We start from the raw sequence: 12,842 nt of genomic DNA on the forward strand, positions 1-12,842 counted from the left end.
GAAGATGAGGCTTTCCGGTCGTTAGGTCCGGCCGCTAAGCCTCCTGGACTTCCATCCCCGCCCGCGCACTCCAGCCCAGTTCGAGGGATTGCCCGACTTCCGGAGCATTGCCGGCAGTCCAGGCCGGCAAGGAGACGCTGATCGGGCCGCAGCCCGCGGTGTCGACGAGAACGCGGAACTCCGAACCGAAATAGTTCCACTCCCTGACGACGCCGCTCAGCCGGTTGTCGCTTTCGGTGCCGGGGGCGACGATGGAGAGCTTTTCCGGCCGCAGCGCGACCGTGACCTTCGAGCCGATGCCCGGCTTGGCGTCGCGGGCCTTCTGCACGAAGCGCACGCCGTCCCCGGAGAATACGAAACCGTCCCCGACATGGGACTCGACCTTGCCGCGCACGAAATTGCTCTTGCCGAGGAAGTCGGCGACGAAGGCCGTGCGGGGCCGATCATAGAGCTCGCTCGGCGTGCCCTGCTCGACCAGTCGCCCGTCGCTCATCACGACGATGCGGTCAGACATGGACAGCGCCTCGTCCTGGTCATGGGTGACATAGATGAAGCTCAGGCCGACCTTGCGGTGCAGGCGCTTCAGCTCCTCCTGGAGCTCGGCGCGCAGCTTCTTGTCGAGCGCGCTCAAAGGCTCGTCGAGCAGGAGAAGGTGAGGGGTGAAGACGAGCGCACGAGCGAGGGCGACGCGCTGCTGCTGCCCGCCCGAGAGCTGGCGCGGCAGGCGCTCGCTCTGGGTCGTCAGCTTGACCAACTCGAGTGCCGCCTTGACCTTTTCCTCGATCTCGGCGCGCGGGCGCCGGCGCACTTTCAGCGGAAAGGCGACGTTGTCGAAGACCGACAGATGCGGGAACAGCGCATAGCCCTGAAAGACCATGCCGAAATTGCGCGACTCCGGCGGCAGATGCGTGATCGGCTGCTTGTCGAGGTGGATGCTACCTTGGTCGGGCTGCACAAAGCCCGCAATCATCATCAACAAGGTGGTCTTCCCGGAACCGGAAGGACCTAGCATCGTAAGAAATTCACCGCCCTTGATGTCCAGAGAGACGTCTTTGACAGCTTTGAATGTTCCAAATGTCTTCGATACACCAGATATCGACAGGTCATGACCTGGAATCGTTGCCGTCATTGTCAAGGCAGCCCCTCTGTTATATTTATTTCGACCTTGGCTGTCTGGTCGAACGTTTATGGAGCTTAGCTGCCTCAAAATCAGAGTCAACTATAAAAAAAGAGCTCACTCTAAAATTTTTTGAGCTAGGCTCGCGGGGAACAGGAGGGCGTTTTGGCCAGCAAAGTGATCGGACTGAGAGAGCGCAACCGGCAGCACCGCATCGGGCTCATTCTGGGCGCGGCCTCTCGCCTGTTCGCGCAGAGCGGCTATGACAGCACGCGGATCGAGGAGATCGCCGAGGCGGCCGAGGTCGCGCCGGCGACGGTCTATAACTACTTCACCAACAAGGCGAACATCCTGACCGCGCTGGCCGCGCGGCATGCCTACAGCTCCTGGGCCGAGCGTAGCGCCTTCGTGCAGAAGCCGCCGGGCGATCCTATGGAGGCCGTGCAGGGCTTCGAGCGTCTGCTCGCCGACCAGGCGATGCGCACGCTCGGCCGGGAATGCTGGCGGGTCATTCTGTCCGCGCCCTATCTCCAGCCCGGCAGCCGTCTCCACCGCGCCGGGATCATCTTCGGCTGGCTGATCGAACGCCACTATCGGCGCATGCTGCGTACCTTCAAGGAGCGCGACCAGCTCGATGCCGATGTCGACATCAGGGCGCTGGCCGAACTGATCACCGCGATCGGGACCTATCATTTCGGCCGCTTCATCTCGGACGAGACCATGACGCTCGACGCGCTCAAGCACGAGATCGAGAAGCATGTCCTGATCATCTTTCTCGGCGTCGTGCCCAGACAGGCGCGCCCGGACGCTCCGGGCGTGCCAGCTAGACGCTAAGGCAGAGGTATTTGATCTCGAGATAGTCCTCGATGCCGTATTTCGATCCCTCGCGACCGAGACCCGACTGCTTGATGCCGCCGAAAGGCGCGACTTCGGTCGAGATCAGCCCGGTGTTGATGCCGACCATGCCGTATTCCAGTGCCTCGGCGACGCGGAAGATCTTCGAAACGTCGCGCGAATAGAGATAGGAGGCCAGGCCGAACTCGGTGTTGTTGGCCATCGCCACCACCTCCGCGACGGTCTCGAAGCGGAACAGGGGGGCGACCGGACCGAAGGTCTCCTCGCGCGCGACCTTCATCGCGGCGGTCGCGCCGGTCAGCACGGTCGGCTCGAAATAGAGGCCGCCGCGCTGGTCGCGCCTGCCGCCGGTCAGCACCTGTGCGCCTTGCGCGGTCGCGTCGGCGATATGCTCCTCAACCTTGGCCAGCGCCTTGTCCGAGATGAGCGGGCCGGCGAGCGCGCCCGCCTCGAAACCGTCGCCGACCTTGATCTGCCTGACGCGCGCGGCGAGTTTCTGCGCGAAGGCGTCGTAAACTCCGGCCTGGACATAGAGGCGGTTGGCACAGACGCAGGTCTGGCCGTTATTGCGGTATTTCGAGACGATCGCACCTTCGACGGCAGCGTCGAGATCGGCATCGTCGAAGACGATGAAGGGGGCATTGCCGCCGAGCTCGAGCCCGAGCTTGAGCACCTGGTCGGCGCCCTGCCGCATCAGAATCTTGCCGACATTGGTCGAGCCGGTGAAGGTCAGCTTGCGGATCTTCGGATTCTCGCAGAACTCGCGGCCGACGGCGATCGCATCGGTCGAGGGCAGCACGCTGAAGAGCCCGGCGGGCAGCCCGGCGCGCTCGGCGAGCACGGCGAGGGCGAGGGCCGAGAGCGGGGTTTCCGATGCCGGCTTGGCCACCATGGCGCAGCCGGCCGCGAGGGCCGGCGCCAGCTTTCGCGCCAGCATCGCGTTCGGAAAGTTCCAGGGCGTGATCGCCGCCACCACGCCGACCGGCTGCTTGACGACGATGATCCGCTTGTCGGGCTGGTGCCCGGGGATCGTGTCGCCATAGACTCGCTTGGCCTCCTCGCCGAACCACTCGACATAGGAGGCACCGTAGAGGACCTCGCCTTTAGCTTCGGCCAGCGGCTTGCCCATCTCCGCGGTGAGGATCGCCGCGAGATCGTCGGCATTGGCGACGATCAGGTCGAACAGCCGGCGCAGGATCGCCGCCCGGTCCTTGCCGGTGCGAGCCGCCCAGTCCTTCTGTGCCTCCTGCGCCGCGTCGATGGCGGCGGCGGCCTCGGCGCGGTTCAGGTCCGGCAGCGTCGCCAGGACCTCGCCTGTCGAGGGGTTGGTAACGTCGAAAGTCCGTCCGGTTGCCGCCGAGGCGACGGGCCGGCCGGCGATGAAGCCGCATTCGACGGCGAGCGAGGTATCCTTGAGCCGCGCGAGGAGGCTAGCTGCGAGCGCCATCGTCTCAGGCCTCCGCGGCGCATTCGCGCAGGCTGTCCTCGAGGATGTCGAGTGCCTCGGAGAAGGTCTCGTCGCTGATCGTCAGCGGCGACAGGAAGCGGATGACATTGCCGTAGACGCCGCAGTTCAGCAGGATCAGGCCCTTTTCGAGCGCGCGGGCGCGGACACGATTGGTGAAGTCGGGGGCGGGGGTCTTCGTGCCCGGCAAGGTGAACTCGACCGCGTTCATGAACCCGGGGCCGCGAATGTCGGCGATCTCAGGCACATCGGCCGTCAGCGACTGCAGGCGCTGCTTCAGGCGGGCGCCGAGCTGCTCGGCCCGGGCGCAGAGCCCTTCTTCGGCGATGACGTCGAGCACGGCATGGGCCGCAGCGATGCCGATCGGGTTGCCGCCATAGGTTCCGCCGAGGCCGCCGACACCGGGGGCGTCCATGATTTCGGCGCGTCCGGTCACGGCTGCGATCGGGAAGCCACCGCCGAGGCCCTTTGCCATGGTGGTGATGTCGGCGACCACGCCGGCGCGCTCCATCGCGAACATCCGGCCGGTCCGGGCGAAGCCGGTCTGCACCTCGTCGGCGATCAGCAGGATGCCATGCTGGTCGGCCAGCGCCCGCAGGGCCGCCATGAAGGCGCGCGGCGCCTCGTAGAATCCGCCTTCGCCCTGGATCGGCTCGATGATGAACGCCGCGACGCGCGACGGATCGACATCGGCCTTGAACAGCCGGTCTAGGGCGGCCAGCGAAGCCTCGGCGGTGACGCCGTGCAGCTCGACCGGGAACGGAATGTGGTAGACCTCCGGCATCATCGGGCCGAAGCCGACCTTGTAGGGCGCCACCTTGCCGGTCATCGACATGCCCATGAAGGTCCGGCCGTGGAAGCCGCCGGCGAAGGCGATGACGGCCGAGCGGCCGGTGGCGGCGCGGGCTATCTTGACCGCGTTTTCGGTCGCCTCGGCACCGGTGGTGACGAAGATGGTCTTCTTGGCGAAGTCGCCAGGCACGGCCTCGTTCAGCCGCTCGGCCAGGGCGACATAATTCTCATAGGGCACGACCTGATGGCAGGTGTGGGTGAAGCGCTCGAGCTGGGCCTGCACCGCCGCAATCACCCTTGGATGGCGGTGGCCGGTGTTCACCACGGCGATGCCGGCAGCGAAGTCGATATAGCGCTTGCCTTCGGCGTCCCAGAGCTCGGCGTTCTGCGCCCGGTCGGCATAGATCTGCGTGGCGACGCCGACGCCGCGCGAGACGGCCGCAGCCCGGCGGGCTTCGATGGCGGAATTGGACATTGCTTGCTCCCCTCGGATGGCCGTGCCTGCGCCGGCAATTCTTCGAAGATTTTCTTGCAGTTTTTCTGCAAGAAGACAAGATGGCCGCGAGACGCTTTCCTGCCTAGACCGTCGCGCGTCCTATCGGACGCGAAGCGACGATCTAGCTCTTTGTTTTAGCATCGAATTTTTCCGAAAAGTGGATTCCACTTTTCGGCCCGATGCTCTAGGTTTTCGCGCGATCGCCGTGACGATCGGCGCAGCCTGGGACCGGATGTGGAGCCTGTTCGATTTCGCATTACCGAGGCGGCCCGCATGGCGGGCGTCTCGGCCTCGACCTTGCGGCTCTGGGAAGCGCAAGGGCTGATCGAGCCGATCCGGACCGCCTCGGGACAGCGGCTCTACAGCCGTGAGCAGCTCGACCGGCTGCAGGAGATCGCCTGGCTGCGGCGCGAGAAGGGCCTCAACCCGCCGGCGATCGCCGATCGCCTGCGCCGGGAGGACGCCCCCGAGCCGCCGGCGGGGGGGGCGGCTGCGGAGGCGTCAGCGCCGGAGGTTCCGGTCGGGCTGAAGATGCGGCGGCTGCGCCAGGCGGCGCATGAGACGCTGGAGGATGTCGCCCAGGCGACGGCGATTCCGGTCTCGGTGCTCTCGACCTTCGAGCGGACCTCGCTCGGCCTGTCCTTCAAGGCCCTGCACGAGCTCGCCCGTCATTTCGGCACGACGGTTGCGGCGATCAGCGGGCAGGAGGATTACGACCAGCGCGAATCCCTGGTGCGCTCCGGTGCCTGGGCGACATGGCCGCCGACCTCGCCCGGCGTGACCGTGCAGGCACTGGCGCGCGGCCAGACGCTGATGGAATGTCATCGCTTCCAGCTCGCCCCGGGCGCTTCGAGCGAAGGCACCTATGAGCATGAGGGCGAGGAGTTCCTGCACGTCCTCACGGGCAGCCTGGAGATCGTTCTCGACGGGGACAAATTCTTCGTCCTCGAAGCCGGGGACAGCTTCTATTTCGAAAGCCGCAGGCCTCATGCCTGGCGCAATGCCTGCGGGCAGGAAACCGTGGTGATCTGGATCAACACGCCGTCGAGCTTCTGATCGGGAGGTTCAGCCGCGCTGGCGTCGGGTTTGGGGGGCGCCGGCGCTGGCACGGGCTGGAATGCAGCCGCGTTGCGGGGTCTGACGAACAGTAAGGTTGGTGTAAGGCGGGCCGGCATAAGGTCCTCTCACGGAACGAGCCGGCCGCGACGGTCGGATGGATGGAGAGAGGAAGAAGCCGATGACCAAGCAGGACCTGAACAACATCGCCCTGACCGATGAGGAGCTAGAGGCCGCGGCCGGCGGCGCCGGCCAGTGGGTTCCCCCCAGCCGCGGTGAGTGGTGGGTCTGGAAGGAGAGCCACTCCTCCTTCACCGGCAATCCCGCCAACTTCCATGCGACTGCCGGCAGCGGCGGCGGCAACGTGCGCAGCGAGGTGATCGACGGCAAGCGCCACTTCATCAAGTTCGACGGCACCAAGGAGGTCACCGTCGCCATCCGCTGATACGGTCGAGTTTGTCCTTTGATCGCCCGGCTCCCCAGGGAGCCGGGCGATTATGTTTCGAGAAGGAGCGGCGTCGCCGCTGCTGCATTGGCGTACCCGGTCGGCCAGCCGCTCCTTGATCGCCGGTGGTCACGCCATCTGGCGGCGGATCAGCCCGGCGAAGACGCCACCGGCCGCGGCCAGCGTCTCGTAGTCGCCCTGCTCGACGATGCGGCCTTCCGACAGCACATAGATCAGGTCGGCGTCGCGCACCGTGCTCAAGCGATGGGCGATCACCACACGGGTTACGTTCATCTGCGCCAGCGTTGCCATGACATGGGCCTGCGTCGCATTGTCGAGCGCGCTCGTCGCCTCGTCGAGCAGCATGATCCGCGGCCGCCTCGCTATGGCGCGGGCGAGCAGAAGCCGCTGGCGCTGACCGCCGGACAGGGTGGCGCCAGCGTCGTCGACATAGGTGTGCAGTCCCATCGGCATCGCCGCGATGTCGGGACCGAGCCCGGCGAGGCTTGCCGCCTCGAAGGCGGTCTCCAGGCTCAGCGGCGCCGTCCCGGCGATGTTGTGATAGAGGCTGCCGGCCTCGATGCGGCTGTGCTGCAGCACGACGCCGAGCTGGCGCCGGACGGCGCCGCGGTCGAGATCGCGCAGATCATGGCCGTCGAGCAGCACCGCGCCGCTATCGGGCTGCTCGAAGCCGAGGAGCAGGCGCAGCAGCGAGGATTTGCCGGAGCCGGACGGGCCGACCAGGGCGACGAAGGCGCCGGCCGGGATGCGCAGCGAGACGTCCGAGAGCGCGCTCTGCCCGCCGGGATAGCTGAAGCTGATGCGAGACGCCTCGATCTCGCCATGCAGGGTTCCGGGGTGGATGCTGCCGGCGCCGTCCTCGGTCGGCTCGGCCAGGATCGGCCGGGCGCGCTCCCACAGGGGCAGCACCGTCGCCAGCGCCGGGATCAGTCCCGCGAGCGAGAGGATGGCCGAGACGAACTGGCCGGAGACGCCGGAATAGGTGACGTAGTCGCCGAGCGTCATTTTGACGCCGCCCAGGCCGACGAGGCCGATCAGCGCCGCCATGACGAGGATGTTCCAGCCTGCGCCGAAGGCGCCTACCGCGCTGCCGACCACATTCGCCCGGAAGTTCACCGTCTGGTCCACGGCGAAAAGATGCATCCAGCGCGCCAGGAAGCGGTTCTCGGCGGCGGCGACGCGCAGCTTCGAGATGCCCTGGAAGATCTGCACGGTCAGCGTCTGCATCGCCCCGCCATTGGCGAGGGCGCGCCGCTGCAATTGCAGCTCGAACAGGGTCATGCCGACGAGGATCACGAGCTGGACGGCGCAGACCGCGAGCGCGAGCAGAGCTGGCTTCAGCCCGTAGCTCAGCAGCACGACGAGATTGACCGAGGAGAACAGCACGCCGAGCAGGGCCGTGATGCTGGCGACGCCGACGGTCCGGCGGATCTGGTTCACCGCATCGGCGCGCAAGGCGAGGTCGCCGGCGCCGTAGCGGCGGAAGAAGCCGGGCGAGAGCCGCAGCAGCCGGCTCCACAGAGCCCCTTCGACGGCCGAGCCGAGCACGGATTCGACGCGCAGCACGGCGAGGCCGCGCACCAGCTCGAAACCCATCACCCCGAACGCGACCGCGACCATCACCAGGATGAGCTGCAGAATCTCGCTGCGCACCCCGTCGGGGATGACCGATTGCACCAGCATGCCGGACAGGAACGGCGTCGCCATGGCGAGCAGGCCGGCGGCGAGGCTTGCCAGCGCGATCAGCGCCATTTCCCCGCGCACGATCGCGAAGACGAAGGCGGCGAGTGCCCGGCCGGGTCGCTGTTCGCTGCCGGAGAAGCCGCGATAGAGCACATGGGCATGCGGGGTCAGCGAGGCCGCGACGCCGTCGTCGACCCTGACGCGTTCGCCGCTGCCGGGGCGCACCATCCGCCAGCCGCTGCGTGCCGGCAGGAGTGCGACCGGCGTGCCGTCGCGCAATTGCCCGATCATCGCCTCGCCGGCCTGGCGCCACCAGCCCTCCTGCAGCTTGAGTTCGCGCGACCTCAGACCGGCCTTACCGGTGTAGAGCGCGAGGGCGTCGCCGTTCTCGCCGATCGAGCGCAGGCGGTCGAAATCGGCCGGCAACCTGACGCCCATCGCCCGGGCGACCGCACGAACCGCCGCCGCGAGCGGCGGTTCGGCTCCGGGGCCTTCCCGAGCCGTACGCGGTGCGGTTCGCCCCGCGACCCTCGCCATCGCTGCCGATAGTGCCGCTGCATCCGCGTCGGCGACCGTCGCGACATGCTGGCCGAGGGCGGCCATCCTGGTGTCGAACCAGGCCTGCAGCAGCTGGCCGAGTGCATCGTTGAAGCCAGTGAGCGCGGCGAGGAGGGAGCCTTCACGGGCCAGCGCGGCGCTGTCGAACACCTGGATCTCGCTTGCCCGCTCGGCCTGGAGCGGTGCGCCGCGCAGCACGGCGACCGGTAGATCCCGTGGATCGCCACTTCGTCCCCAGACATTGGCGCAGGAGCCGGTCCGTGTCCGGTACCAGAGCAGGGCCTGCGAGCCGCCGGGCACGGCGGTGTCTCCCGCCGCAAGGCTGTGAAGCCCCGGCTCCAGCCGGTGCGGGGCCAAGCCGTCGGCAACACCGGCATGTGCCGGAAGCTCCGCCAGATGCCGTGCGTGTTCGGCCATCACAGCGATCCAGGACTCGGCGGAGCGCGCAAAGACGTCAGGCTTTCCAGCCAGATCGGGGAGGGCGATCGTCTCGATCTCGGTGCCGGCCTGAGGGATTAGGACGAGGTGCACGCCCTGGCCCGCCAGGCCGAAGGCGGTAGCGCCGGCGCCGAGCGTCGCGACATGGCGCAGGCTCCCGGCCTGGCCCTGCTGTGCGACGAAGAGGTCGGCGCCCGCGCCGGCGAGCCGGTAGGCGAAGCCCTCCTCGCAGGCGATACGGGTTGCGGCCTGCTCGCTTGCTGCCGCGGCGCTTTCGAGCACTTCACTCTGCACGGACGAGCTCCGCATAGCGGCCCGCGGCCGCGATCAGCGCCCGATGCGTGCCGCGTTCGACGATCCGGCCGCGGTCGAGCACGATGATCTCGTCGCAATCGCGCACCGTGCTCAGCCGATGCGATATCACCAACGCACTGACGACGCGCCGGCGCAGATTGGCGAAGACCTCCGCCTCGGTGACGGGGTCGAGCGCCGAGGTCGCCTCGTCGAGGACCAGTATGGCCGGGTCGGTGGCGAGGGCGCGGGCGAGCTCCAGGCGCTGGCGCTGGCCGCCGGAGAAATTGAGCCCGCCTTCGGCGACATCGGCGCCATATTGGCCGCGCCGGCGCACGATCTCCTCGTGGACGCCGGCGTCGCGCGCCGCCGCGATGATCCGGGCATCGTCGAGCGAGCCGTCCCAGAGCGCGATGTTGTCGCGGATCGTGCCCTCGAACAGCACGACGTCCTGCTCGACATAGCTGAGCGAGCCCGCGAGTACGCGGCGTGGCACGTCGCCGGCTGCCGTGCCGTCGAAGCTGATGCTGCCTGCGGCCGGTTGCAGCAGCCCTGCGACCAGCCGCGCCAGGGTCGACTTGCCGCTGCCGGAGCCGCCGACCACCGCGACCCATTGGCCAGGCGCGATGGAAAGGTCGAGCGCCTCGATCAGCCCGGCCTGGCCGGGATAGGCGAAACCGAGTCCGCGGATATCGATCCGGCCCGAGAGCCGGGCCTGCCGCGCCGGCCAGTTTTCGGAGACCGCTGCGTCGCCTTGCAGGCGGGAGGCCGGCGCATGGCGCATCGTGTCCTGCACGCGCTCGAGGTCGCCGCGCAGCTCCTGCAGGCCAGCGACGGCGCCGATGAGCGACTGGACCGGGGTGTGGAAGGCCTGGAGCACGGCGAGGAAGGCGATCAGCGTGCCGACCGTCATCTCGCCATCCATCACCTTCAGCGCGCCCCAGCCGAGCAGGGCGGCATAGGACAGGCTCTTGATCACCGAGGGCGCCAGGGTGAGGAAGAGCGTCGAACGCTCCAGCGCCTGCATCATGTTGAGCAATTGCGCCTGCGCGCCCATCAGCCGGGCGAAGAAGGCGTCCTCGGCGCCCGACGCCTTGATCGTCTCGATCGACTGGATGCCGCCGAGCGCGACGCTGGCCAGGCGCGAGCGCTGGACCACCACGCGCCTGACACCCTCGACCCGGATGCGGGTGATGAAGGCGATCGCCGCGATGTCCGCCGTCGCGAAGGCGAAGCAGGCGAGCGCCATCGGCACGTCGTAGACCATCATGATGGCGGCGCTGATCAGCGCGCCCATGATGCTGAAGAGCGCCGAGGAGATCGAGACCACGGCGCTGTGCGACAGGCGGCGCGCCGCCTCCATGCGCGAGGCGATGTCGCCGACATGGCGCTGCACGAAGAAGCCGATCGGCAGCCGCAGCATATGCGCCATCAGGCCTATGGCCGATTGCGTGCCGAGCCGCCGCTGCAGCCGGGCCAGCACCAGACCGTGCAGCCAGGACAGCAGCATCGAGAGCAGGGCCGAGCCGATCAGCGCGACCAGCAGCGGGCGCAGCCAGCTCGTCGCGTGCTGGACCATGATGTTGTCGGCGAAGATCTTGCCGGCGGCCGGCACGAAGATCGGCGGCAGCACGTTGCAGAGCGCGATGATGCCGAGGAAGCCGAGCGCGGCGCGGGTCTCGCCGCCCTTGGGCAGCAGCGCGCGCAGCAGGCGCGGCCGCTCGCCGGCCGGCTCGAAGGCGGGCGTGGGCGCGAAGGTCAAGAGGATGCCGGTGAAGGCACCGTCGAACTCGGCCGCATCGATGCTGCGCCGGCCATGGGCGGGATCGTTGATCTGGACGCGTCCGCGCGAGACGCCCTCGATCACGACGAAATGATTCATCTGCCAGAAGGCGATCGCCGGAAAACGATGCTGTGCCAGCGCCACCGGCTCGACGCGCCAGCCCTTGGCCTCCATGCCGAAGCTGCGTGCGGCGCGCAGCAGCGAGGCCGCAGTGGCACCGTCGCGCGTCACCTGGCAGGCCTCGCGCAGCCGTTCCAGCGGCAGCCAGAGGCCGTGATAGGCCAGCACCATGCCGAGCGCAGCAGCGCCGCACTCGACCGCTTCCATCTGCAGCATGGTCGGCACGCGGCGGGGCCGGCCTGCATTCGGCAGGGGCGGCACGGCCGCGGCGATGGTCGCGCTCTCAGTCATGGCCGGGCGCCCTCACAGCCCGGTCCAGCGGCGCAATGCCGGAATGATCAGGGTGATCGGCGGCGCGCGCCGCACCGTAACGTTCGCCGTGAGCAGCAGGCCGCTGCTGAGCGGGATTTCCTGGCCGCGCTGCGAGGTCCAGGCATAGCCGCCTGTCTCGCCGGGCGCAGTCTCGAGCGTCGCCCGTACCTCGAACGGGGCGCCGTTGCGCGCCATCTGCCGTGCGAGATCCGGATTGCCGAGCCTCTCGGCGATCTCGGCCTGGCCCTCCGGCTGCGGCGAGATCGACACGACCTTGCCGACGACCATGCCGTATTCCTCGCGCGGCGCGATCGAGGGCGAGATCCGCACCTCCATGCCCGGCGCGAGGCGCTTGCCCATGTCGCCGGGCACGAAGAACAGGGCCTCCAGCCGCTCGCCGCCGGTCTCCAGCGTCATGATCCTTTGACCGGCGGTGACCAGGGCGTTCATCGTCACCGGCACCAGAGCTACGGTGCCGTCGCGCGGGGCACGGATCTCGTCGGCGAGCCTGCGGCTCAGCCTCGCCTGTTCGAGCTGTCCCCTGAGGTCGAGGATCTGGCGCTGGCTGGCCTCCAGCTCCTGATCGCGCGCGCCGCCCAAGGCGAGGATCGCACCGTTCAGCGCGGCCAGTTCCGACTGGGTGCGTGACAGGCTGGAGCGTGCGCCGAATAGCCGCTCGCGAGCCTCCTGCACGCGGTCGGTGGTGCCGGCGCCGCGCGAGAACAGCATTTCGCGATTGGCGAGCGTTTCCTCCGCCTCGGCGATCCGGCGGCGCGAGAGGTCGACGGCCTCGTCGAGTTCCGCGCGGCGGCGCTGCTGCGCGACGGTCTCGGCGGCGACGCGAACCTCGTAGCGCTGGGTGATGGCGGTGCGATGGTCTTCGGCCTGGCCGATGCGTCGCTCCAGATCGGCGATGCGCGCATCCTCTTCAGGGGTGGTCAGCGAGGCCACGATCTGGCCCGCGGCGACCTTCTGGCCGGTCGGAACGAGCCCGTCGACCCAGCCCGATTTCGGGGCGTTGAGGCCGATGAAGACGCCGCCGCCGCGCACGAAGATGCCCGGTCCCTCGACCGTCTCGCGATAGCGCGCGAAGCAGGCCCAGACGACGATGCCGATGCAGAGCGCCAGGCAGAGCAGGCCGGCGACCCATTCGACGCGGCCGACCACGCGCAATGGTGCGTGGAAATCCTCCGGCCTGTCGAGCTGCTGCAGGGATTGCTGCCGGAACAGGGTTCCGCCGGCTCGCTGCGGCGTCGGGGCTGAATGAACCTCTGACATCCGCAGCGATCCTGAACTCTCCGTATCCCGGCCAGATAAACTGGCCAAACGTTGAGTATTCGCAAATGCCGGCAGTATTTCTGCCGCGGGGCCACGGATTTGCTCTCGTGCCGGCAGCGCCGGCCCCGGAAG

General features: G+C 68.2%; 9 protein-coding genes. 3 read left to right on the forward strand and 6 right to left on the reverse strand.

Going from position 1 to position 12,842, the window contains the following annotated elements; genetic code table 11:
• Positions 1 to 34: 34 nt before the first annotated feature.
• Positions 35 to 1,129: an ABC transporter ATP-binding protein gene (locus tag ACWGRX_RS00955; protein WP_452116499.1), complete on the reverse strand. Its 1,095-nt coding sequence runs from the start codon at positions 1,127 to 1,129 to the stop codon at positions 35 to 37.
• A gap of 153 nt (positions 1,130 to 1,282) precedes the next feature.
• Here ACWGRX_RS00955 and ACWGRX_RS00960 point away from each other — a divergent pair, with 153 nt between their 5' ends.
• Entirely contained in the window at positions 1,283 to 1,951 is a 669-nt protein-coding gene (locus ACWGRX_RS00960; RefSeq protein WP_452116052.1) for a TetR/AcrR family transcriptional regulator, read from the forward strand.
• Here the strand turns inward: ACWGRX_RS00960 and ACWGRX_RS00965 are convergent.
• The gene (locus tag ACWGRX_RS00965; RefSeq protein ID WP_452116053.1) at positions 1,941 to 3,419 is read right to left on the reverse strand and encodes an NAD-dependent succinate-semialdehyde dehydrogenase; all 1,479 of its coding nucleotides are present in this window, start codon (positions 3,417 to 3,419) and stop codon (positions 1,941 to 1,943) included. The genes ACWGRX_RS00960 and ACWGRX_RS00965 overlap by 11 nt on opposite strands.
• Positions 3,420 to 3,423: 4 nt before the next feature.
• Positions 3,424 to 4,704: a 4-aminobutyrate--2-oxoglutarate transaminase gene (locus tag ACWGRX_RS00970; protein WP_452116054.1), complete on the reverse strand. Its 1,281-nt coding sequence runs from the start codon at positions 4,702 to 4,704 to the stop codon at positions 3,424 to 3,426.
• Between the two features lie 255 nt (positions 4,705 to 4,959).
• Between ACWGRX_RS00970 and ACWGRX_RS00975 the strand changes: the two genes are divergently transcribed.
• Positions 4,960 to 5,781 (forward strand): MerR family transcriptional regulator, encoded by an 822-nt coding sequence (locus ACWGRX_RS00975; protein ID WP_452116055.1) that lies wholly within the window; start codon positions 4,960 to 4,962, stop codon positions 5,779 to 5,781.
• Positions 5,782 to 5,962: 181 nt separating this feature from the next.
• The gene (locus tag ACWGRX_RS00980; RefSeq protein ID WP_291639628.1) at positions 5,963 to 6,226 is read left to right on the forward strand and encodes a hypothetical protein; all 264 of its coding nucleotides are present in this window, start codon (positions 5,963 to 5,965) and stop codon (positions 6,224 to 6,226) included.
• A 129-nt stretch (positions 6,227 to 6,355) separates the two neighbouring features.
• Here the strand turns inward: ACWGRX_RS00980 and ACWGRX_RS00985 are convergent, their stop codons facing one another.
• From ACWGRX_RS00985 to ACWGRX_RS00995, 3 genes are read right to left on the reverse strand one after another with little or no spacing between them, the layout of a single operon-like run.
• Positions 6,356 to 9,220, reverse strand: coding sequence for an NHLP bacteriocin export ABC transporter permease/ATPase subunit (locus ACWGRX_RS00985; protein WP_452116056.1), 2,865 nt, complete (start codon positions 9,218 to 9,220; stop codon positions 6,356 to 6,358).
• The gene (locus ACWGRX_RS00990; protein ID WP_452116057.1) at positions 9,210 to 11,411 is read right to left on the reverse strand and encodes an NHLP family bacteriocin export ABC transporter peptidase/permease/ATPase subunit; all 2,202 of its coding nucleotides are present in this window, start codon (positions 11,409 to 11,411) and stop codon (positions 9,210 to 9,212) included. Before ACWGRX_RS00990 ends, ACWGRX_RS00985 begins: the two co-directional genes overlap by 11 nt.
• 12 nt (positions 11,412 to 11,423) lie before the next feature.
• Positions 11,424 to 12,710 (reverse strand): NHLP bacteriocin system secretion protein, encoded by a 1,287-nt coding sequence (locus ACWGRX_RS00995; RefSeq protein WP_452116058.1) that lies wholly within the window; start codon positions 12,708 to 12,710, stop codon positions 11,424 to 11,426.
• Positions 12,711 to 12,842: the final 132 nt, after the last annotated feature.

This window comes from Allobosea sp. NPDC055594 (assembly GCF_053618995.1).

Excerpts from the sequence above, each read along its gene's own strand:
- ACWGRX_RS00955 (WP_452116499.1), bottom strand. The coding sequence starts at position 1,129 with ATGACGGCAACGATTCCAGGTCATGACCTGTCGATATCTGGTGTATCG.
- ACWGRX_RS00965 (WP_452116053.1), bottom strand. The coding sequence starts at position 3,419 with ATGGCGCTCGCAGCTAGCCTCCTCGCGCGGCTCAAGGATACCTCGCTC.
- ACWGRX_RS00970 (WP_452116054.1), bottom strand. The coding sequence starts at position 4,704 with ATGTCCAATTCCGCCATCGAAGCCCGCCGGGCTGCGGCCGTCTCGCGC.
- ACWGRX_RS00980 (WP_291639628.1), top strand. The coding sequence starts at position 5,963 with ATGACCAAGCAGGACCTGAACAACATCGCCCTGACCGATGAGGAGCTA.
- ACWGRX_RS00990 (WP_452116057.1), bottom strand. The coding sequence starts at position 11,411 with ATGACTGAGAGCGCGACCATCGCCGCGGCCGTGCCGCCCCTGCCGAAT.
- ACWGRX_RS00995 (WP_452116058.1), bottom strand. The coding sequence starts at position 12,710 with ATGTCAGAGGTTCATTCAGCCCCGACGCCGCAGCGAGCCGGCGGAACC.